Source organism: Amycolatopsis sp. NPDC059021 (genome assembly GCF_042739895.1).
In the GTDB taxonomy this organism is placed as follows: Bacteria; Actinomycetota; Actinomycetes; order Mycobacteriales; family Pseudonocardiaceae; genus Amycolatopsis.
The window spans coordinates 26,796-47,053 of the sequence record NZ_JBHYIQ010000083.1 but is presented as its reverse complement, the minus strand read 5'-3'; the positions used below and the strand labels follow the sequence as shown (position 1 = coordinate 47,053).

General features: G+C 71.4%; 18 protein-coding genes and 1 rRNA gene. 13 read left to right on the top strand and 6 right to left on the bottom strand.

Features of this window, described 5'->3' with window-relative positions; all coding sequences use genetic code 11:
* The 9 genes from rrf to ACFWX1_RS35755 all read left to right on the top strand — a co-directional run.
* A 5S ribosomal RNA gene (gene rrf, locus ACFWX1_RS35795) occupies positions 1-93 on the top strand; the annotation flags it as partial.
* Between the two features lie 92 nt (positions 94-185).
* Entirely contained in the window at positions 186-2,087 is a 1,902-nt protein-coding gene (locus ACFWX1_RS35790; protein WP_378394223.1) for a hypothetical protein, read from the top strand.
* On the top strand, positions 2,080-3,075 hold the full coding sequence (locus ACFWX1_RS35785; RefSeq protein ID WP_378394222.1) for an HAD-IIA family hydrolase: 996 nt from the start codon (positions 2,080-2,082) through the stop codon (positions 3,073-3,075). The genes ACFWX1_RS35790 and ACFWX1_RS35785 overlap by 8 nt, the downstream gene beginning before the upstream one ends.
* A gap of 43 nt (positions 3,076-3,118) precedes the next feature.
* Positions 3,119-3,340 (top strand): hypothetical protein, encoded by a 222-nt coding sequence (locus ACFWX1_RS35780; RefSeq protein ID WP_378394221.1) that lies wholly within the window; start codon positions 3,119-3,121, stop codon positions 3,338-3,340.
* Positions 3,341-3,344: 4 nt separating this feature from the next.
* Positions 3,345-4,175, top strand: coding sequence for a TlyA family RNA methyltransferase (locus ACFWX1_RS35775; RefSeq protein WP_378394220.1), 831 nt, complete (start codon positions 3,345-3,347; stop codon positions 4,173-4,175).
* Positions 4,172-5,086 (top strand): NAD kinase, encoded by a 915-nt coding sequence (locus ACFWX1_RS35770; protein WP_378324001.1) that lies wholly within the window; start codon positions 4,172-4,174, stop codon positions 5,084-5,086. The genes ACFWX1_RS35775 and ACFWX1_RS35770 overlap by 4 nt, the downstream gene beginning before the upstream one ends.
* Before the next feature lie 113 nt (positions 5,087-5,199).
* The gene (recN, locus tag ACFWX1_RS35765; RefSeq protein ID WP_378394219.1) at positions 5,200-6,996 is read left to right on the top strand and encodes a DNA repair protein RecN; all 1,797 of its coding nucleotides are present in this window, start codon (positions 5,200-5,202) and stop codon (positions 6,994-6,996) included.
* A 118-nt stretch (positions 6,997-7,114) separates the two neighbouring features.
* Complete coding sequence (gene steA / locus ACFWX1_RS35760; RefSeq protein ID WP_378394218.1) at positions 7,115-8,299, top strand: putative cytokinetic ring protein SteA; 1,185 nt, start codon at positions 7,115-7,117, stop codon at positions 8,297-8,299.
* A complete protein-coding gene (locus ACFWX1_RS35755; RefSeq protein WP_378394217.1) occupies positions 8,296-9,246 on the top strand; it encodes a copper transporter in 951 nt (316 codons plus the stop codon). The genes steA and ACFWX1_RS35755 overlap by 4 nt, the downstream gene beginning before the upstream one ends.
* Positions 9,247-9,253: 7 nt before the next feature.
* Here the strand turns inward: ACFWX1_RS35755 and ACFWX1_RS35750 are convergent, their stop codons facing one another.
* From ACFWX1_RS35750 to ACFWX1_RS35735, 4 genes are all read right to left on the bottom strand, one after another.
* Positions 9,254-10,453, bottom strand: a complete 1,200-nt coding sequence (locus ACFWX1_RS35750; RefSeq protein ID WP_378394216.1) for a cysteine desulfurase-like protein — start codon at positions 10,451-10,453, stop codon at positions 9,254-9,256.
* A gap of 75 nt (positions 10,454-10,528) precedes the next feature.
* Entirely contained in the window at positions 10,529-11,803 is a 1,275-nt protein-coding gene (locus ACFWX1_RS35745) for an alginate lyase family protein (protein ID WP_378394215.1), read from the bottom strand.
* Between the two features lie 104 nt (positions 11,804-11,907).
* Positions 11,908-12,624 carry an aspartate/glutamate racemase family protein gene (locus ACFWX1_RS35740; protein ID WP_378394214.1) on the bottom strand — a complete coding sequence of 239 codons (717 nt, stop codon included), beginning with the start codon at positions 12,622-12,624 and terminating at the stop codon, positions 11,908-11,910.
* A complete protein-coding gene (locus tag ACFWX1_RS35735; RefSeq protein ID WP_378394213.1) occupies positions 12,624-14,057 on the bottom strand; it encodes an NCS1 family nucleobase:cation symporter-1 in 1,434 nt (477 codons plus the stop codon). Before ACFWX1_RS35735 ends, ACFWX1_RS35740 begins: the two co-directional genes overlap by 1 nt.
* Before the next feature lie 149 nt (positions 14,058-14,206).
* Here ACFWX1_RS35735 and ACFWX1_RS35730 point away from each other — a divergent pair, with 149 nt between their 5' ends.
* The gene (locus ACFWX1_RS35730; protein ID WP_378394212.1) at positions 14,207-14,881 is read left to right on the top strand and encodes a GntR family transcriptional regulator; all 675 of its coding nucleotides are present in this window, start codon (positions 14,207-14,209) and stop codon (positions 14,879-14,881) included.
* Positions 14,882-14,959: 78 nt separating this feature from the next.
* On the opposite strand, the gene aroA is transcribed toward ACFWX1_RS35730, so the two are convergent.
* Positions 14,960-16,255: a 3-phosphoshikimate 1-carboxyvinyltransferase gene (gene aroA / locus ACFWX1_RS35725; RefSeq protein ID WP_378394211.1), complete on the bottom strand. Its 1,296-nt coding sequence runs from the start codon at positions 16,253-16,255 to the stop codon at positions 14,960-14,962.
* 104 nt (positions 16,256-16,359) lie between these two features.
* Here aroA and ACFWX1_RS35720 point away from each other — a divergent pair, with 104 nt between their 5' ends.
* On the top strand, positions 16,360-18,060 hold the full coding sequence (locus ACFWX1_RS35720; protein WP_378394210.1) for a CTP synthase: 1,701 nt from the start codon (positions 16,360-16,362) through the stop codon (positions 18,058-18,060).
* On the top strand, positions 18,057-18,683 hold the full coding sequence (locus tag ACFWX1_RS35715; protein ID WP_378394208.1) for an NUDIX domain-containing protein: 627 nt from the start codon (positions 18,057-18,059) through the stop codon (positions 18,681-18,683). Before ACFWX1_RS35720 ends, ACFWX1_RS35715 begins: the two co-directional genes overlap by 4 nt.
* 4 nt (positions 18,684-18,687) lie before the next feature.
* On the opposite strand, the gene ACFWX1_RS35710 is transcribed toward ACFWX1_RS35715, so the two are convergent.
* On the bottom strand, positions 18,688-19,194 hold the full coding sequence (locus ACFWX1_RS35710) for a DUF1707 domain-containing protein (RefSeq protein ID WP_378394207.1): 507 nt from the start codon (positions 19,192-19,194) through the stop codon (positions 18,688-18,690).
* Positions 19,195-19,266: 72 nt separating this feature from the next.
* On the opposite strand from ACFWX1_RS35710, the gene xerD reads away from it, so the two are divergent.
* Positions 19,267-20,202, top strand: coding sequence for a site-specific tyrosine recombinase XerD (gene xerD, locus ACFWX1_RS35705; RefSeq protein WP_378394206.1), 936 nt, complete (start codon positions 19,267-19,269; stop codon positions 20,200-20,202).
* Positions 20,203-20,258 lie beyond the last annotated feature (56 nt).

Sequence of the window (20,258 nt, the reverse complement as noted above, 5' to 3'; positions counted from 1 at the left end):
ACGCCCGGTCCCATTCCGAACCCGGAAGCTAAGCCTGACTGCGCCGATGGTACTGCAACCGAAGGGTTGTGGGAGAGTAGGACACCGCCGAACACCCTTTCCGTAGGGCCCGTTAGGATAGCCGATTGGCTCGCCTAACGGGCCCTACGTGTGTCTGATGAAGATTTTTCATGGCAGGAGGCCAGGTGTCCGAGTTCGGTCGACGTGACTCAGAGGATGATGGCGCGTCCGGCCGGTCGGGACGGCGGGACCACGGGTCCCGCGCTGGCCGGTCCGGGGCGCCGCAGGGCGATCGGCGTGGCGGCAGGCCGGATCGCGGCGGCCGCGACGGTGGTTATCAGGGCCGTCCGCGGCGGGACGACCGAGGCTCTCGCGGGGCGGGCGGCTACGCGGGTAAGCCATCGCGTGGTGACAGCCCCCGTGAGCAGCGCCGCGACTTCGGCGGGAAGCGCTCCAACGAGGGCGAACGCGGCGGTCGCTGGGAGGACCGCTCGGGCGAGCGGCGTAGTGGCGGTGACCGGTCCGACAGCCGTGGCGACCGGCGATTCGGCGGCAGGCCGGACGAGCGCTCGGGCGGCCGCTACGAGAAGCGGTCCGAGGGCGGGAGCGGTGGGCGCTTCGACGATCGTCGTTCGGGCTCGGGTCGTCCGCAGGGCAAATCGTCCTACGGCGGCCGGCCGGATGGTCCGCGGAAATGGGAGGACCGTCCTCGCCGGGACGACGATCGTGGCGGCTACAAGGGCCGTGATGACCGCGGTCGTTCCGGTGGCGGCTCCGATCGCCCCCGTCGTGACGACGATCGTGGTGGTTATCAGAAGCGTGACGACCGCGGCGGCTATCGGGGTCGCGACGACCGCGGCGGTTCGAGCGGTGGCTTCGACAGGGGCCGTCGCGACGACAACCGCGGTTACCAGAAGCGCGACGACCGCAGTGGCTTCGACCGGCCTCGCCGGGACGACGACCGCGGCGGCTACAAGGGCCGCGATGACCGCGGCCGTTCCGGCGGCTTCGACCGCTCTCGCCGTGACGATGACCGTGGTGGTTACCAGAAGCGCGACGATCGGGGCGGCTCGCGCGGTGGCTACGACAAGCCGCGCCGTGACGACGACCGTGGCGGCTACAAGGGCCGCGATGACCGCGGCGGTTCGAGCGGTGGCTTCGACAGGGGCCGTCGCGACGACAACCGCGGCTATCAGAAGCGCGACGACCGTGGCAGCTACGAGCGCAAGGACGAGCGTCGCGACGATCGCGGGCAGGGCCCGCGACGCGAGGACCGTCCGGCTCGCGAGCGTCAGCCGCGTCGCGACCCGAGGCCCGCGTACTCCGCCAGGTCCGACGCGCCGCTCGACGACGAGGCGATGGCCCGCGAACTGCTCGAAGCCCCCGAACTGCCGGAGGACATCGAGTACTCCGACCTCGACGAGGAAGCCCGTCGCGAACTCCGCACGCTGCCGAAGGGACTCGCCGAGACCGTCGGGAAGCACCTGGTGGCTGCCGGCGGGCTGATCGACAGCGATCCCGAAGCCGCGCTGGAGCACGCGAAGTACGCGAAGGCCAAGGCGTCGCGGGTGCCGATCGTGCGGGAGGCCCTCGGCCTCGTCGCCTATCACGCTGGCAAGTGGGCGGAGGCACTCTCCGAACTGCGCGCGGTGCGGCGGATGACGCGCAGCGACGAGCACATCGCCATCATCGCCGACGCCGAGCGCGCGCTGGGCAGGCCCGAGCGTGCGCTGGACCTGGCGAAGGAGGCCGACAGCTCGAAGCTCGCGAAGGGCACGCAGGTCGAGCTCGCCATCGTCGCCGCGGGTGCGCGCCGCGACCTCGGGCAGCTCGACGCGGCGGTGGTTTCGCTGCAGGGCGACGATCTCCAGCCCGGCAAACGCGACCCGTGGAGCGCGCGGCTTTTCTACGCCTACGCGGACAATCTCGTCGCGGCAGGGCGGCAGGAGGAGGCGCTGCGCTGGTTCCTGAACGCCGCCGAGGCCGACGAGGACGACGAGACCGGCGCAGCCGAGCGTGCTGCGGAACTCGCGAACGAGGCGAACGAGCCGAAACAGTCGAACGAGCCGAACGAGTCCGATGAGTGACGCGCTGCTCGCGGCCTATGACGCGGTGCTGTTCGACCTCGACGGCACGGTCTACCACGGCACGCGGGTCATCCCAGGCGCGCCGGAGACGCTGAAGGCGGTGCGGGATCACGGCACCGCCGTCCGGTTCGTCACGAACAACGCCTCGAAGGCGCCGGAGGACGTGGTCGCGCACCTCGCCGGCCTCGGCATGCCCGCCGAAGCCGGCGAGGTGCACACCAGCGCCCAGGCCGCGGCGGTCCTGCTGAAGGAGCGTCTGGAGCAGGGGGCCGCGGTCCTGGTCGTCGGCACGGAGTCGCTCGCGGCACTGGTCGCCTCGGCCGGGCTGCGGCCGGTGCGCAGGATCGCCGACGCCGACGGCATCGCCGGCGTGGTGCAGGGGCATTCCCCGGACAACACGTGGGCGGACCTCGCCGAGGCGTGTCTCGCGATCCGCGCGGGCGCGCTGTGGGTGGCCAGCAACGTCGACGTGACGCTGCCGTCGGAACGGGGTCTGCTGCCCGGGAACGGGTCCATGGTGGCCGCGTTGCGTGCCGCCACCGACGTCGAGCCGCTCGTCGCGGGCAAACCGGCGCCGCTGCTGTTCGACACGGCGGCGCGGACGGCGGGGGCGAGCAGGCCCCTGGTCGTCGGCGACCGGCTCGACACGGACATCGCGGGCGCGGTCGCGGCGGGTGCCGACTCGCTCGCGGTGCTGTCCGGGGTGACCGTCCCGGCGACTTTGCTCGCCGCGAGCGCGGCCGAGCGGCCGACCTACGTCGCCGCCGATCTGAGCGCGCTGGAGCAGCGTGCCGACCTGCTCGCGGTCGGGCCGCAATCCGGCTGGCAGGTCACCCACAGTGATGACGTGCTTGCGGTGTCCGGCGAGGGTGATCCGCTTGCTCTCCTGCGTGCGTTGTGCCCGGTGGCCTGGGCGTCCGGTACGACCACCGTGCGCGGGGAGACCGACACGGCGCGTGCGGCGCTCGCGGAACTCGGACTGGCCTAACCGGCTTCCCGGCGGTATGGGCGCCAGGGGGTATTTTGAGTGCGTGCAGGATTACCCCAACAACCCCGTCCCGCGGCCCGTTCCGGGTCCGCCGCCCGGCCCCGGCCAGTCGGTGCCGCAGGAGATCGACCCGCGGGCCGGTATCGACGAGGCCGTGGCCGGTCTCGACGGCCTCGACGCGCTTCCGCTGGTCGAGCACGTCGATCGCTTCGACGCCGTGCATACCGAGCTGACTGTCGCGTTGTCCAGCATCGACAGGGTCTGACCGGGTGGCGAAACGGGCCCGCCTCGACGCGGAGCTGGTGCGGCGCGGCCTCGCGCGATCACGGGAGCAGGCTTCCGCGCTGATCGCGGACGGCAAGGTCACGGTGCGTGGCATGGTGGCCACCAAACCCGCCACCGGCGTCGAGTCGGGCGCACCGATCGTCGTCCGCGACGAGGACGACCCCGGCTGGGCCTCGCGCGGCGCGCACAAGCTGCTCGGCGCCCTCGCGGCGTTCACCCCGCTCGGGCTCTCCGTGGACGGCAAACGCTGCCTGGACGCCGGCGCGTCGACCGGGGGCTTCACCGACGTGCTGCTCCGCAACGGCGCCAAGACGGTCGTGGCGGCCGACGTCGGCCGCGGGCTGCTGGACTGGCGGCTGCGCACCGACGACCGGGTCGTCGTGTTGGACAAGACCAATGTGCGGAATCTGACCACCGAACAGCTCGGCGGGCAGGTCGACCTCGTCGTGGGCGACCTCTCGTTCATCTCGCTCGAGCTCGTCCTGCCCGCGCTCGCGGAGTGCGCGCGTGAGGGCGCCGATCTGGTGCCGATGGTGAAACCGCAGTTCGAGGTCGGCAAGGACCGGCTGGGCAGCGGTGGCGTCGTGCGCGATCCCGGCCTGCGGGCCGAGTCGGTGCTCGAGGTCATCGGGCACGCCACCGGGCTCGGCCTCGAACTGCGCGGAGTCGTCGCGAGCCCGCTCCCCGGGCCCTCGGGCAACGTCGAGTACTTCGTCTGGCTGCGCAAGGCAGTGGCCGGGTCCACAGTGGACGGGGTAGACAGGGCGGAGGCCGAGCGGCTCGTCCGAACCGCGGTCCAGGAAGGGCCTCAATGACCACCGAACGTGAGGTGCTGCTCGTCGTGCACCCGGACCGGGACGCCACCCGGGAGGCCGCGCGCGAGGTGTCCGCGCGGCTGGCCAAGGCGGGGATCCGGCTGCGGGTCATCGAGGAGGACGTGCGGCATCTGATCGACCCGGACGGCGGCGTCGGCTCGATGTGCACCGTGCTGGCCCCCGAGGGCGACCCGGCCGCGGGCACCGAGCTGGTGCTGGTGCTCGGCGGCGACGGCACGTTGCTGCGGGCCGCCGAGCTCGCCCGGCCCGCGGGGGTGCCCGTCCTCGGGATGAACCTCGGCAGGGTCGGCTTCCTCGCCGAGGCCGATTCCGACGCGCTCGCGGACACCGTGCAGCGCGTGGTCGACCGCGACTACCACGTCGAAGAGCGGATGACCGTGGACGTCTCGGTGACCGTGCACGGCGTCGAAGTCGCCCGCACCTGGGCGCTGAACGAGGCCAGCGTGGAGAAAAGCACCCGGGAGCGGGTGCTGGACGCGCTCATCGAGGTCGACGGCAGGCCGGTGTCGGCCTTCGGCTGCGACGGTGTGTTGTGCGCGACACCCACCGGCTCGACCGCGTACGCGTTCTCGGCGGGCGGCCCGATCATCTGGCCGGACGTCGAGGCGCTGCTGGTCGTGCCGAGCAACGCGCACGCGATGTTCGCCCGCCCGCTGGTGGTTTCGCGGGATTCGGTGATCACCGTCGGCATCGACCCCGACGGCTCCTCGGCCGTGCTGACCTGCGACGGGACCCGGCATCTCGATCTGCCGCCCGGGGCGCGGGTGACGGTCGTGTGCGGGCGGGTCCCGGTGCGGCTGGTGCGGCTGTGGGACGGCCCGTTCACCGACCGGCTGGTGCACAAGTTCTCCCTGCCGGTCAAGAGCTGGCGGGAACGCCACGACCGCTGACTCCGCCGCTCGCGGCGCGCGAACGGAGTTTTCCCCGCTTTTTTCGCAAGGAATTCGCCGTTCATGGCGAGCGAGCGCGCACGTGGCCGGTGCGTGCCGCTACGGTAGGCGTCGTGCTGGCCGAGATGCGCATCCAGGGCCTCGGAGTGATCGAGGACGCCCTGCTGGAACTGCACCCGGGCTTCACCGTCGTCACCGGTGAGACGGGTGCGGGCAAGACCATGGTGGTGACCGGGCTGCACCTGCTCTCCGGCGGCCGGGCCGAGGTCTCGAAGGTGCGGACGGGCACGCTCAAGGCGTTCGTGGAGGGCAGGTTCACCCTCACCGGCGCCGAGGCGGCGAGCCGGATCGTGACCGACGCCGGTGCCGACATCGACGAGGACGGCAGCGTCATCGCGCTGCGGTCGGTCGCGGTCGACGGGCGCTCCCGCGCCCACCTCGGCGGGCGGTCGGTGCCGGTCGGGGTGCTCGCGGACCTGTCCGAGCAGGTGATCGCCGTGCACGGGCAGAACGACCAGCTCCGGCTGCTGCGCCCGGCCGAGCAGCGCGCGGTGATCGACCGGTTCGCCGGGGACGCCGTCGCCGAACCGCTCCAGACCTACCGGGAGATCCGGGACGAGTGGCTCGCGGTGATCACCGAGCTGGCGGAGCGGTCGAGCCGGTCGCGGGAGCTGGCGCAGCAGGCCGACCTGCTCCGCCACGGGCTCACCGAGATCGACGCCGTCGCGCCGGAGCCGGGGGAGGACGTCGAGCTCACCGAGCAGATCAAGCGGCTGGCCGCGGTCGACGAACTCCGCGCGTCGGCCACCGAAGCACACAACGCGGTGTCGGGCTCGGCGGACGGCGATCCGGACGCGCCCGGTGCGCTCGGGCTGGTGGGCGAGGCGGTCCGCCGCCTGTCCACGGCCGAGGACGCGGTACTGCGCGACCTGGTGCCGCGGCTCGAAGAGGCATCGGTGCTGCTGTCCGACGCCGGGGCCGAGCTGGGTGGCTACATCGAGTCGCTCGACGCCGATCCGGCGTTGCTGGAGAAGGTGCTCGCCCGGCAGGCCGACCTCAAACGGCTCACCCGCAAGTACGCCGCGGACGTCGACGGCGTGCTCGCCTGGGCCGAGGACGCCCGGCTGCGGCTGTCCACGATGGACACTTCGGAGGAGGCGCTGGCCGAACTGGCCGCCCGCCGGGACGAACTGGCCCAGAAACTGACGGGATACGCGGCGGAGGTGTCCGCCGCGCGCGGCAAGGCGGCGGCCGAACTCGCCACCGCCATCACCGCCGAACTGTCCGGCCTCGCGATGGGCCAGGCCGAGATCGAGGTGACCGTCGAGCAGCGTCCCGCCGAGCACGGCGACCGCCAGGCACTGACGCTCGACGGCCGCGCGGTGCACGCCGGGCCCGATGGCATCGACGACGTCGAGCTGCTGCTGCGCGCGCACGACGGTGCTCCGGCGCTGCCGGTGCACAAGGCGGCGTCCGGCGGCGAGCTGTCCCGGGTCATGCTCGCCATCGAGGTGGTGCTCGCGCACGCGGACACCGTGCAGACGCTGGTGTTCGACGAGGTCGACGCCGGGGTCGGCGGCCGCGCCGCGGTCGAGATCGGCCGCAGGCTCGCCCGGCTCGCGCGGACCCACCAGGTCCTCGTGGTCACGCACCTGCCGCAGGTCGCGGCCTACGCCGATCAGCACCTGGTCGTCGACAAGGGCACCAGTGGCGGCGTCACCCGCAGCGGGGTGAAAACGCTCGAGCAGCCCGAGCGGGTCCGGGAACTGGCGCGGATGCTCGCCGGAATGGACGGGACCGAGACCGGCCGCGCCCACGCGGAGGAACTCCTCGCGGCCGCGGAATCCGATAAGAAGGCACCGGTGAAACGGCCGAAGCGCGGCGGAAAGAAGAACAAAACGAACGGGTGACCCAGCCCCGCCTGGGGCTTTCGTTTGCTGAAGAAGTTGCCATCCTCACCGCAATGAGTCATGCCTGTTACGGCGTGGCGTGCGACGTCTCACGCGCAAATTTGTCACCATCGGCAACATGAAGCTCACCGGTCTGCTCACGCGGAACAACGAGGCCCTTCCCGGGATCACCGGCGTCGCACGGGTCGACCGCCGCACCCGGGAGCTGCTGCGCCGGATCAGCCCCGGCGACATCGTCGTGCTCGACCAGCTCGACCTCGACCGCGCGACGGCCGACGCGCTGGTGGAGGCCGAGGTCGCCGGTGTGGTCAACGCCTCGCCCTCGATCTCCGGCAGGTTCCCCAACCTCGGCCCGGAGATCCTGCTCGGCGCGGGGATCCCGCTCATCGACTCCGTCGGTGGCGATCTGCTGCGCTCGGTCAAGGACGGCACCAAGCTCCGGCTGCACGACGGCGTCGTCTACATCGGCGAGCGCCAGGTGGCCTCCGGGATCGAGCAGACGGCGGAAAGCGTCGCCGATCAGATGATCGAGGCCAAGGCCGGGATGTCGACGCAACTGGAAGCGTTTTCGGCGAACACCATCGAGTTCCTGCGCCGCGAACGCACCCTGATCCTGGACGGCGTGGGCGTCCCGGAGCTGCAGGTGCCGCTGCGCGACCGGCACGTCCTGGTGGTGGCGGGCGGCACCGGGCACGCCGAGGACCTCAAGCACCTCAAGAAGTACATCGCCGAGCACCGGCCCGCGCTGATCGGCGTCGACGCGGGGGCGGACACGCTGCGCGCGCAGGGCTACAAGCCGGACGTCATCGTCGGCGACCCGCACGGCATCGGCGCGGAAACGCTGCGCACCGGCGGCGAGGTCGTCGTGCCCGCGCAGCCGGACGGGCACGCTCCCGGCGTCGAGCGCATCCAGGATCTCGGCATCGGCGCGGTGACCTTCCCGGCGTCGGGCAATTCCGAGGATCTCGCGCTGCTGCTGGCCGACGCGCACGGCGCGAGTCTGGTCGTCACCGTGGGATTCCAGGCCACGCTGCGGGAATTCCTCGACCACGGCCGCTCGGGGTCCAACCCGTCGACGTTCCTCACCCGGCTCAAGCTGGGCACGAAACTGGTGGACGGCAAGGCGGTCGCCACCCTGCACCGCAGCCGGGTCTCGGTCGGGGCCATCGCGCTGCTCGTCCTCGCGGCCGTCGTGGTGGTGATCGCGGCGCTGCTCGTCTCCGATGTGGGCTCGGTCTACCTGGACTGGATCCGCCACACCTGGAACTCGTTCATCGGCTGGGTCAAGGGGCTCTTCACGTGATTTCGCTGCGGTACCACGTCGTTTCCATCGCCGCCTGCTTCCTGGCACTGGCCGTCGGGGTGGTGCTCGGTTCCACGGCGCTCAACGGCAGCCTGCTGTCGGGGCTTTCGGACCAGAAGCAGGATCTCGGCAAGCAGGTCTCCGACCTCGAGGCACAGCGCAACGCGCTCAACGCGCGGCTGGCCGACGCGGACGCGTTCGCGGGCGCGACCGGTGCGAAGGTCGTCGCCGGGGCGCTGGACAAGCGATCCGTGGTCCTGGTGACCACAGAGGACGCTCGTCCCGCCGACCGCGACGCGCTCAAGAAGCTCATCGGGGAGTCCGGCGCCTCGGTCACCGGCGAGGTCCAGCTGACCGGGATGTTCACCGACCCGGCGAAGACCGATCAGCTGCGCGACGTCGTCACGCGGCTGCAGCCGGCGGGCTCGAAGTTCCCGACCGCGGGCGACTCCGGCACGCTCGCCGGCGCCCTGCTCGGTTCGACGCTGCTGCTCGACAAGGCCAGCGCCAAGCCGCAGTCGACGCCCGCCGAACTGGCGGCCGCGCTCGGCGGGCTCACCGACGGCGGTTTCGTGAAGCCCAGCCAGGACGTCAAACCCGCTCAGCTCGCGGTGGTGCTCACCGGGGCGCAGGCCTCCGGCGACGGCGCGGGTGACCGCGCGGCCACGATCGCCCGTTTCGCCGCGCAGCTCGACCGTTCCGGCGCGGGCACGGTGCTGGCGGGCAACCCGGGGTCGGCCGAGGGCGCGGGCGCGCTCGGTGTCGCCAGGGCCGACACCGCCATCACGTCGATCCTGTCCACAGTGGACAACGCGGACTCGGCGGCGGGCCGGATCAGCACGATTCTCGCGCTGAAGGAACAGCTCGACGGCGGTTCCGGCCGGTACGGCATCGCGGGCAACGCCCAGGCACCCGCGCCCGGCGTGGGCAACGCCAGCGGCAACTAGGACTCCTTCACAGGAAAGTGGAAAGGCCGTCGAGAAGCCGGTCGACGTCGTCGGTGTTGTTGTACGGCGCCAACCCGACCCGCAATGCGGGAGCGGACAGCTTCAGCGCGGCGAAAGCTTCGGGCGAGTAGAACGACCCTGCCACGGCGATGACATTTCGCTCGGCGAGGTGCAGTTGCGCTGCCCGCTCGCGGCCGCCGAGGCCCATCAGGATGGTCGGGGTGCGGTCGTCCGCCTTCGAATGGACGGTGACCGCTCCTTCCCAGCCGCGGAGCGCTTTTTCCACCCTGGCACGTAGTTCGAGTTCGTGGTCGTGCACCGAGCGCAGCGAATGGGCCAGTCGTTCCCTCCGCGATCCGCCCGTGCCGGGGTCGATCCCGGCGAGGAAGTCCACCGCGGCGGTGGCGCCCGCCAGCATTTCGTACGGCAGCGTCCCGAACTCGAACCGCTCCGGCCCGGTGTCGGGTGACGGCGCCAGCTTGTCCGGACGGAGGGTTTCGAGGAGTGCGGGCGCCGCGGCGAGGACGCCGCAGTGCGGGCCGAGGAACTTGTACGGCGAGCAGACGAAAAAGTCCGCTCCCAGTGCCGGCACGTCCACCAGCTGGTGCGGCGTGTAATGCACTCCGTCGACGTACACCAGGGCACCGGCGTCGTGGGCCAGCTCGGCGATCCGGCGGACGGGCGGCTTGGTGCCGAGCAGGTTCGAAGCGGCGGTGACCGCGACCAGGCGTGTCCGGTCCGAGAGGACACGGACGAAGGAATCGAGGTCGAGTTCGGTGGTCTCGGCGTCGATCTCGATCCAGCGGACGAGCGCTCCGGCCCGCTCGGCTGCCTGGACCCACGGCCGGATGTTGGAGTCGTGGTCCAGACGGCTGAGGACGATCTCGTCCCCCGCGTGCCAGGTTTTGGCCAGGTGCCGGGAGAAGTCATAGGTCAGCTGGGTGGCGCTGCGACCGTGGACGATGCCCGCCGGCGAGACGTTGAGCAGGTCCGCGTAGGCGGCGCGGAAGCCCGCGACCGCGTTCTCGGCATTGAGCTCCGACGGGCTGCCTCCGCCGCCCAGGTTGGACAGCGGACCGGTCATCGTTGCGAAGATGGCCTCGGCGACGGGCCGGGGAGTCTGCGTTCCGCCGGGGCCGTCGAAGAAAGCGGCTCCCTTGGCGAGAGCGGGGAAGTGGGCTCGGAGGGCGTCGACGTCGAAGGTCATGCCTCGACTCTGGCATCCGGCACTTGAGTGCGTAAATGCTTCGCGGCCGGGACTGCCGCCGACGCCCTCCTGGCCTCACTTCGCCGGCAGATTGAGTGAGACGCAGGCCGGGCGTATCGGCCACAGGTCACCGCCCGGCGGCGCGGGGACCTGCTTCAGCGCCGCCGCCGCTTGCGCGTCGTGTCCCTGTTCCGCCGCGGCGTGCAGGATGTCCACCGCGATCCACTGGTCGAACGGGCCGATTTCCTCGTGCGGCCAAGCACTCTTCCCGTGGACCGCGCCGGGGATGAGGTAGTCGACGGCCTTGCGCAGGCTGCCACCGCCCGGCGCCTGATACGACCACAGGTCCACGCCGACGTGCCTGCCGATCTCGGCGAGCCTGCCCAGCGCCGTCAGGTTGAAGTTCGAGTAGTGCCAGGTCTTCGTACGGGACAGCTCCAGCGGCTGGCTGCCGTCGGCGGCGATCTGCTTGCCGATCCGTTCGGTCTTCGCGGTGTCCACTATGGACCTTGCGAGGTCCCGTTCGCCGATGTACAGGGCGATCGCGGCGTTCTGCATGTCGAGGAACGTGCCGTGGTTGTTGGTGGCGGCGAGTTCCTTCTTCGCCTGCGGACTGGTCCGCATCCAGTCGAGGTACCGGGTGAGCCACTTCATGATGCCCGCGCGGTCCTTGCCGAGCCAGCCGGGCGCACCGGCGTCGAGGACGGCGAACGCGTCGACGACCGACGTGAACGACTGCGTCGAGTCGATGATCCCGGTGCCGCGGACGTCGGTGCGACAGGGAATCAGCTGCGCGTAGGTCATGTTCGGGTTCATCCGGGTCGCCGGGTCGAGGAACCAGGCGCGCACGGCGGTCTCCGCGTGTTCGGCGTACTTCCGGTCGCCCGTGTAGTACCAGGCCAGCGCCAGCGCGGGGATGGCCTCGAAGGCCCGCCCGCGTTCGGTGTGATCGCTGATCGCGTCGGCCTCGGGATTGCGCTCGCCGTCGCGCTGGACGTACGGGCAGCCCTGCGGATTGTCGGGCGTCCGTGGCTTGCTCGCCCACCAGTACGGCGCCTGGCTGAGGTAGTCGTGCTTGTCGCCACTGGGCGGCGTCTGCTGCTTGTGGGTTACCGCCCACGGCGCGTCACCGAGGAAACCGTCCGCTTTGGACAGCAACCCCTTGAGCGCGTCCCGCTGAGCGGGAGTGGCCGTGCCGGTTCTGAGGCCGGATCTGATCTTGGCGAGCTGCACACCGTCCATGACCACCGTGCGGGGGATCGGGGCCGCTTCCGCTGTGCCGCTCACCGGCATCAGCGCGAGGCCCGCGGTGAGCACCGCCGTGCCCAGCGCCCGTAGCTGCTTTCGCACCTTTGACCGCCCTTTCCGTGTTCCGGGGACGCCGAAGTCCCCACGAGCAGCCGGGCGGCGAGCGGCTGTGGCGGAGGAATTCTGCGGTGCGCGCGGCCCGGGTGTCAATCGGCGGCGGGCGGCCAGACACGGCGTTTTTCGAGCGGCCGGGCGTACGAGCCCGCCCGGCTGGTCCGGAGTCCCAGCGCGACGAGGGACTCCGCGAGCCGGACCGCGGCGGCGACGCCGTCGATGACCGGGATGTCCAGCATGGCCCCGATCCTGCGGTCCAGCCCGGTCATCCCCGCGCAGCCGAGCACCAGCACCTCGGCCCCGGCGTCGCGGGCGCGGCGGCCGGCGGTGAGCAGCGCCGACTCGGTGCGGTGCTCGTCGGCCAGTTCGAGCACGCCGAGCCCGGCCCCGAAGACGGCGACGCAGTTCTGCGCCACCCCGGCCGCGTGCAGGCTGTCCTCGATCAGGCCGCACGTTCTGTCCAAAGTGGTCACCACGCCGTAGCGGCGGCCGAGCAGGCACGCGAGATGCGCGGCGGCCTCGGTGATGTCGACGACCGGGACGTCGAGCAGCTCGCGCGCGCCTTCCCGGCCGTGCTCGCCGAACCCCGCCAGCACGACGGCGTCGAACGGCTCCTCGATCCCGCGCAGCAGATCGAGGACCGCGGCGGCGGACAGGAAGCTGTCGAGCCATCCCTCGGCGGATTCCGGTCCCCAGCGCGGGGTTCTGGCCAGGATCTCGGTGCCGGGGCTCGCGGCGGCCCGTGCCCCGGCTTCGATCTCCTTCGTCATCGCCTCGGTCGTGTTGCAGTTGGTGACGAGGATGCGCATCAGTGCGCCCTGGAGACCGCGCGGTACAGCAGCGCGGCCGAAGCGGTGCCGATGAACCACGAGTACGGCGCGGCCGGGGCGAACGCGGGCACGAGCGCGATCACGGCGGACAGCGCGGCAGTCGGAAGGAACGTGACGAGCGCGCGCGGGTTGACGCCCCGGCGGTAGTGGTACGGCGAGGAGGAATCGGCGACGAACAACGCGTCGACGTCGACCTTGCCGCGCCGGATCAGGTAGTAGTCGACGATCATGATCCCGAACAGCGGGCCGAGGAACGCGCCGAGCCCGCCGAGGAAGTAGTTGACCACGGCGGGGGAGGAGTACAGCTTCCAGGGCAGGACGCACAGCGCGGCGACGGCGCTGATCATGCCGCCGACGGTGAAACTGATCCGCTTCGGCCAGATGTTGGCCAGATCGTAGGCGGGCGAGACGAAGTTGGCGACGATGTTGACGCCCATCGTGGCGACCGCGAACGTCAGCGCCCCGGCGATCAGCACCGGGGTGCTGTGCACCCTGGCCAGCAGCGCCGCCGGGTCGGTGATGGCCTCGCCGAACACCTGCAGGCTGCCGGCGGTGATGAACACCGAGAGCAGCGCGAACGCCGTCGAGTTGATCGGCAGGCCCCAGAAGTTCCCGCGCCGCACCGTTTTCTGGTCCGGGGCGAAGCGGGAGAAGTCGCAGAAGTTCAGCATCAGCGTGCCGTAGATGGACAGGATCAGCCCGACGGCGCCGAACCACTGCCGGAACTGCTCCCCTGTGGACAGTGCCTTCGGGTTGCTGGTGAGCGAAATGTTCCAGTGGCCCGCGGCGAGGATCCACACCGCGAGCGCGAGCATCACGACCCAGATCGCGGGCCCGCACCAGTCCTGGAACCGGCGCACCGACTCCATGCCCTTGGTCAGGATCAGCGCCTGGACGAGCCACAGCGCGAGGAAACAGGCCCAGCCGAGCGCGTGCAGGCCGAGGAAACCGTGTTCGGTCCAGGGTTTCAGGCCCGGATCGATGGCGAGCACCAGCACGGTGATGGCGACCGAGGCGAGGTAGGTCTGGATGCCGTACCAGAAGATCGCGATGACCGCGCGGATGAGCGCGGGCAGGTTGGCGCCGAACGTGCCGAAGCTGATCCGCGCGACGACGGGGAACGGGACGCCGGTGCGCTGCCCGATCCGGCCCATCAGGTTCATGCCGGCGTAGATCAGGACGAACCCGAACAGCAGCGCGGTGAACACCTGCCACGCCGAGAGCCCGAGCACGAACAGGCCCGCCGCGAAGGTGTAGTTGCCGAGGTTGTGCACGTCGGACATCCAGAGCGCGAAGATGTCGTACACCTTCCAGCGGCGTTCCTTCGCGGGTGCGAGGTCGGCGTTCCACAGGCGTGGATCGGGGGACGTCGGGGGCGGTCCGGCGGCGTGGGCGAGCGGGGCGGCGGTCATGGGTGCCTCCGATCGACGTGCGAGGACGGCGATTTGGTATCCCAAAAATTGGTATCCCAAATATCACCCCGTCGTTCCCGTCCGTCAAGACTCCCGGCGATAAACTCGTGTTACGACCGGTTACACGGGCGTTGACCGAGAGGGGCTGGATGAGCACGTCGGCGGGGATGCCGCAGCCGTTGGCCGCCACCCGGCAGCGGGTGCGCGACGAACTGCGCGAGCGGATCCTGACCGGCAGGCTCCGGCCGGGGGACCGGCTGGTGGAGCGCGAACTGGCCGAGGACCTCGGCGTGTCCCGGGTGCCGGTGCGCGAGGCGATCCGCAGCCTCGAAGCCGAGGGATTCCTGGCCGTCCAGTCCCCGCGGCGGGTGGTGGTGCGGCAGCTGGCGCGCGTCGACGTCGAGGAGCTGTTCGACGTCCGCGAGGCGCTCGAAGGACTCGCGGCCGGGCTGGCGGCGGAACGCGCGACCCCGGCGGACCTCAAACGGCTGGAGCGCGCGCTCGACGCCGCCGCGAAGGCCACCGTGCGCGGCGACGGCACGCGGATCGCCGCGCTGAACGTCCGGTTCCACGACGAGATCGTGGCGATCGCGGGCAACACACTGCTGTCGACGGTGCTTCAGCCGCTCGAAGGCCGGTTGCGCTGGCTGACGAGTCAGAACGAGCACTGGGCCGATCTGCTGGACGAACACCGGCGGCTGTACGAGGCCATCGCGTCCGGGGACGCCGAGCGCGCCAGGACGAGCGCGGCCGAGCACGTCCGGGTCAACCGGGAGGTCACCGTCGCGACGTTGTTCGCCGGCGAGGATCGTGTCACCGGCTGACCCGGACTCGCGTGATCGGACGCGGATCTCGCGTGATGGGGCGCGGATCTCGCGTGATTGAACGGAGATCTCGCGTGATCAGCCGAGCATCGTGGTCCAGGTGCTGGTGAACTCGGGGAAGGTTTTGCCCACGGTGGCGGGGTTTTCGACCTCGACGCCCTCTACGCGCAGGCCGAGGAGCGCGGCCGTCATCACCAGCCGGTGGTCCTCGTAGGTGTGGAACAGCCCGCCGTGCAAGGGCGCCGGGGTGATCCGCAGGCCGTCGTCCGTTTCGGACACCGAACCGCCGAGCGCGGACAGTTCGGTGGCGAGCGCGGTCAGCCGGTCGGTCTCGTGCCCGCGCAGGTGCGCGACGCCGGAGATCACCGACGGGCCCTCGGCGAAGCACAGCAGGGCCGCGATCACCGGGGTCAGCTCGCCGACCTCGTGCAGATGCAGTTCGACGCCGGGGATCGTCTCGCCGCCGGTGACCGTCAGGCCCGAGGCGTCGAGACGCACCGTCGCGCCGAGCGCGGGCAGCAGCGTGCGCAGCCAGTCGCCCGGCTGGGTCGTGTGCTCCGGCCAGCCCGCGAGGCGCAGGGTGCCGCCGGTCAGCAGCGGCGCGAGCACGAACGGCGCCGCCGTCGACAGGTCGGGCTCCACCACGTACCCCGGGCACGAGAGTTTCGTCGGCTCCACGCGGAATTCGGTGCCGTCGCGTTCCACCACCGCGCCGAAGCGGCGCAGCATGTCCATCGTCATCGCGATGTGCGGTTCGCTCGGCGGGGTGCCGCCGACGAGCCGGACCGTGACGCCCTGTTCGAAGGCGGGCGCGGCGAGCAGCAGCGCGGACAGGAACTGGCTCGACGCCGAGGAGTCGAGATTCACCGCGCCGCCCCGCAGGCCGCCCTCGCCGTGCACGGTGAACGGCGGCGCGCCGCGGCCGTCGTCCTCGATGCGGGCGCCGAGCGCGCGCAGCGCGTCCAGCAGCGGTCCGATCGGGCGCCGCCGGATGGCTTCGTCGCCGTCGAAGAGGACCGGGGCGAACCCGAGTGAGGCCAGCGCCGGGGTGAACCGCGCGACCGTGCCGGCGTTGCCCAGCGTGACCGTGACCGGCTCGCCGCGGCCCGAACCGCTCGCCGCGATCGGATGCACGAGGACGCCGTCGGTGGTCGCCTGGGAACGGGCGCCGAGCGCGGACAGCGCGCCGAGCATGAGCCGGGCGTCCCGCGAATCGAGCGGCTGCCGGATCCGGGTCGGCGCCCCGGCCAGCGCGGCGAGCACGTAGGCCCGGTTGGTGATCGACTTCGAGCCGGGGACGCGCACGTCGGCGTCCAGCGGGCCCTTGGCGATCGGTGCGGTCCACCGGTCTTCGGCTGCGTTCACGTCAGTCACGGTGGTGAGCTTAGTAGTCCCGACACGCGCGGTGACGACCCGATATGGGCTCTTCGCGCATGGCTGCCGAGCGGTTCGGCGGACGTGAGATAAGGTGGAGGCCCGTGGGACTTCAGTCGCGGGCAACCAAGTATGTCTTTGTCACCGGAGGCGTCGCCTCCTCTCTGGGTAAGGGACTCACGGCTTCCAGCCTGGGTCAGCTCCTTACCGCACGTGGGCTCCGGGTCACGATGCAGAAGCTGGATCCATACCTCAATGTGGACCCCGGCACGATGAACCCGTTCCAGCACGGTGAGGTGTTCGTCACCGACGACGGCGCCGAGACCGATCTGGACATCGGGCACTACGAACGTTTTCTCGACCGCGACCTCGACGGCAAGGCCAACGTCACGACCGGTCAGGTCTACTCCGAGGTGATCGCGAAGGAGCGTCGCGGCGAGTATCTCGGCGACACGGTGCAGGTCATCCCGCACATCACCGACGAGATCAAGTCCCGGATCACCGCGGCCGCGCAGGCCGACGAGTCCGGCCAGGCGCCGGACGTGGTGATCACCGAGGTCGGCGGCACGGTCGGCGACATCGAGTCGCTGCCGTTCCTCGAGGCGTGCCGCCAGGTCCGCCACGACGTCGGCCGCGACCAGTGCTTCTTCCTGCACGTCTCGCTGGTGCCGTACCTGGCGCCCTCGGGCGAGCTGAAGACCAAGCCGACCCAGCACTCGGTGGCCGCGCTGCGCAACATCGGTATCCAGCCCGACGCGCTGGTCTGCCGGGCCGACCGCGAGATCCCCGAGGACCTCAAGCGCAAGATCGGCCTGATGTGCGATGTGGACACCGAGGCCGTCATCGCCTGCCCCGACGCCCCGTCGATCTACGACATCCCGAAGGTGCTGCACAGCGAGGCGCTCGACGCCTACGTCGTGCGCCGGCTCGGCCTGCCGTTCCGCGACGTGGACTGGACGGTGTGGGGCGATCTGCTCGACCGCGTGCACAACCCGGCCGAGACCGTGCGGATCGCCGTGGTGGGCAAGTACATCGATCTGCCCGACGCGTACCTCTCGGTCACCGAGGCGCTGCGCGCCGGCGGATTCGCCCACCGTGCCAAGGTGGAGATCGTCTGGGTCGCCTCCGACGACGCGCAGACCGCGTCCGGCGCGGCTTCCGTGCTGTCCGATGTGGACGGCGTGCTGATCCCCGGCGGGTTCGGCATCCGGGGTATCGAGGGCAAGGTCGGCGCGGTCGAGTACGCGCGCAAGCACGGCCTGCCGCTGCTCGGGCTGTGCCTCGGCCTGCAGTGCATCGTGATCGAGGCGGCCCGGCACCTGGCGGGCATCGAGGGCGCGAACTCCGCCGAGTTCGACGAGAACACCACGCATCCGGTGATCTCGACCATGGCCGACCAGCGTGACGTCGTCGCGGGGGAGCGGGACATGGGCGGCACCATGCGGCTCGGCGCGTACCCGGCGAAGCTCAAGGCGGGCTCGCAGGTCGCGAAGGCGTACGGCAGCACGGAGGTCTCCGAGCGGCACCGCCACCGCTACGAGGTCAACAACGCTTACCGCAAGCGGCTTTCCGACGCGGGGCTGGTGTTCTCCGGCACCTCGCCCGACGATCACCTCGTCGAGTTCGTCGAGCTGCCCGCCGACGTGCACCCGTTCTTCGTCGGCACGCAGGCGCACCCCGAGCTGAAGAGCCGCCCGACCCGGCCGCATCCGCTGTTCGGCGCGTTCGTCAAGGCCGTGGTGGACCGCAAGGTCGCCGAGCGGCTGCCGGTCGAACTGCCGGAAACCCCGGTGGCGGCGCGGTGACCGAGCCCGGGACGCACGAGTTCACCGTCGCGGGCAGCCGTGATGTCCACATCGGACGCGTGGTGGGCCTGCGGATCGACGAGGTCGTGATGCCGGGCGGGACCCCCGCGACGCGCGAGGTGATCGAACACCTCGGCGCGGTCGCGGTGGTCGCGCTCGACGCGGACGGCGCGGTCACGCTCGTGCACCAGTACCGCCACCCGATCGGGCGGCGGCTGTGGGAGCTGCCCGCCGGGCTCATCGACCACGAAGGCGAGGACCCGGTCGGGACCGCGAAGCGCGAGCTGGTCGAGGAGGCCGGGCTCGCGGCGGCGGACTGGTCGACGCTGGTGGACATCGCGGCCTCGCCGGGGTTCACCGACGAGGTGGTGCGTGTCTTCCTGGCCCGCGATCTGTCCGAAGTGGACCGTGAGGTGCTCGGCGAGGAGGAGGCGGATCTGGTGATCCGCCGCTTCCCGCTGGCCGAGGCGGTGCGGATGGCGTTGTCCGGCGAACTGGTCAACGGGGCGACGGTCGGCGGGGTCCTCGCCGCGCACGCCGTCGTCACCGGGGCGGCCGCGCCCCGCCCGGCCGACGCGCCGTGGCGGGACCGCCCCACCCGCTTCGCCGCCCGTCGTAGCTGAAAGCTCAGTCCCGGAGGCGGCGGCCGTGGTTGTCGAAACCGCCGTTGGCGAGCATGACGATGCCGTCGATGATCGGCCAGAGCGCGCCGAAGCCCGCGGTGATGACGAACACGGCGAACTGCAGCACGGCGATCCCGACGTGCCCGGTGTAGAGGCGGCCGCTGCCGAAGGGGAGCACGATCTGCAGGATCCCGGCGACCATCCGGGACTTCGGCGAGTACGGCACCGGCGGCGGCTGCCACGGGACGGCGGCGGGCAGGCCGTTCGCCGCGGGTGGCGGGTACGGCAGCGGGTGGTCGATGCGCAGGGGCGGGGCGAGGAACGCCGGGTGCGGAGCGGGCAGATCGGTGAACAACGGGCGCAGTTCGGCCCGCGTGGTCGCCGCGTACGCGCCGGTCACCCGGGTTTCGTACTCGTCGGGCGTCAGCCTGCCCTGGCTGAAGTGCTCCGCGAGCAGCCGCGCCGACTCCTCGCGTTCGGCGGTGCCGATGCGCAGGTCGTCGTGGTCCATTCTTCACGGTACCTCGGGAAGGCTCCGGCCGGTCGGGGCCGGAACCGGCCAGGGGAGTCCTAAGGTGTCCCCGTGGCAGGCGCGGGGAGCAGGGCAGTGGCCGACGCGATCGCCGCGTATCTCGACCATCTGACCGTCGAGCGCGGCACCGCGCGCAACACGCTGGACAGCTACGCCCGCGACCTCCGCCGCTACGCCGCCCACCTCGACAACGCGGGCGTGACGGGGTTCGCCGACGTCACTTCGGCCCACATCACCGCGTTCGGCGCGGCGCTGCGGGAAGGCGACGAAGAACACCGTCCGCTGGCGGCGTCTTCGGCGGCGCGGGCGCTCGTCGCCGTCCGGGGGCTGCACAAGTTCGCCTACGCCGACGGCATCACCGAGCACGACCCGGCCCGCGAGGTCCGCCCGCCGACGCCGGCGAAGCGGCTGCCCAAGGCGCTGCCGGTCGCGGATGTGCTGCGGCTGCTGGAAACCCCGCCGCCGGACGGGGAGCGCCCGCTGCGGGACCGCGCGCTGCTGGAGCTGCTGTACTCCACCGGCGCCCGGATCTCGGAGGCGGTCGGGCTCGACGTCGACGACATCGACGAGGCCGAACGCACCGTGCTGCTCGACGGCAAGGGCGGGAAACAGCGGCTGGTGCCGATCGGCCGCCCCGCGCTCGCCGCCCTCGACGCCTACCTCGTGCGGGCCCGTCCCGCGTTGGCGGCACACGGCAGGGGGACGCCGGCGATGTTCCTCAATGCCCGGGGGAGCAGGCTGTCGCGGCAGAGCGCGTGGCAGGTGCTCAAGGACACCGCCGAGCGCGCGGGCATCTCGGCCGCCGTCTCGCCGCACACCCTGCGCCACTCGTTCGCCACGCATCTGCTGGAGGGCGGTGCCGACGTCCGGGTGGTCCAGGAGCTCCTCGGCCACGCCTCGGTGACCACGACGCAGGTCTACACGCTCGTCACGGTCAACACACTTCGCGAGGTCTACGCCACCGCGCATCCCCGCGCACTGGGCTGAACGGCGCAAAGGACTTCGCACGGTGCGGAAGAGATCGCCCCATCGCGGTCGGCGAG